This window comes from Salinivibrio costicola subsp. alcaliphilus, from assembly GCF_001996185.1.
GTDB lineage: Bacteria > Pseudomonadota > Gammaproteobacteria > Enterobacterales > Vibrionaceae > Salinivibrio > Salinivibrio costicola.
This window is the reverse complement of record NZ_MUFR01000098.1, coordinates 1-1,340: the sequence shown is the minus strand read 5'-3', so window position 1 is coordinate 1,340 and position 1,340 is coordinate 1. Positions and strand designations below refer to the sequence as shown.

General features: G+C 43.4%; 1 pseudogene. It reads left to right on the top strand.

The annotated features are described in order from the left end of the window. Window positions 1-386 precede the first annotated feature (386 nt). A pseudogene (locus BZJ21_RS15290) lies at window positions 387-1,243 on the top strand (metallophosphoesterase); the annotation flags it as partial. Window positions 1,244-1,340 lie beyond the last annotated feature (97 nt).

Sequence of the window (1,340 nt, the reverse complement as noted above, 5' to 3'; positions counted from 1 at the left end):
GCTACCTCAGCGAGAAGAGAGCTGTGATGTCAGCGATTTATTGCCCTATAACAAAGCGCCCATTCAATCACCAGGCGGGTAGAAATACCCGCTTACTTTATATCTACTTAAAATTGTTCAATTTCAGCGTAGGACAGAATCATTTCATCGACTTTGAAAAATAAAAGAAAAAGACAAAAAAACCTCAAGTATCTGATTAATATAAAATTAAAGCATGATCTTCGTTGTCACAGGCATTGTTCTATCCCTGATATTGTTGAAAGCGTGCAACATCTCATAAAAATGTAACCCACTGATATTAACAATCCAAAAGCATGACGCTAGTCACTCTATGTAGTGCTCATTTCCCTTAAGGTTCGCCTAACTTTTTAAACAGGTACTCTCTGATGAAAAAAAACGCCCTCGCTAGTCTGATCATGCTCTCACTCTCGTTCCCCACTCTTGCCGCTGATGGGGATATGCATAATGTCACTATCCTTGGCACATCAGATTTACATGGCCATTTCATGCCATGGGATTACGCGGCAGACAAACTCAATATGCGTGGCAGTTTGAGCCAGATCGCGACCAAGGTAGCGGATATTCGTAGCACCAACAAAAACGTCATCATGGTCGATGCGGGTGACACCATTCAAGGTAACTTTGTCGAGACGTTTAAGGATGAAGCGACAAGTCCAATGATGCTTGGTTTTAACCAAATGGATTATGATGTATGGGTCATGGGTAACCACGAGTTTGATTTTGGCTTGGATGTTTTGCAGCGCTCGCTCGATCAATTTGAGGGACAATCACTCGGCGGCAATATTAAACGACCTGACGGCAACCCTTTTTTACCCGCTCATACCATCATCGAGCGAAATGGCATCAAAGTGGGTGTAATTGGTATGGATACACCGATGACACAAGTCTTTGCCGAAGGCACCGGGCGACTCGAAGGCGTGACCTTTACCAACCTTCACTGGAAGTTAAAAAAGTGGTCGAGACACTCAAAAATGATGTCGACGCTCTTATCTTAGTCGCCCACATGGGCCTGGATAATGAAAACGACATTGCGAATACCGGGGTCACAGATATTGCCAATGCCAATCCAGAACTTGATGCGATTGTCGCCGGCCATATGCATACTCGCATTGATAAAGCAGTTGTTAATGGTGTGATCGTGACTGAGCCGGATAAATACGGTCGTGCTCTATCTCGTATTGATCTCTCGTTTGAGGAAAAAAACGGTCAATACACATTGGTTATACCCGTGATCATTGAAGATGCTTGATTTTACGTAGAAACAGGATCATGATTCCTACCTATGAAAGTGACTTTAACCAAACAGCAGAAGCTTGAAC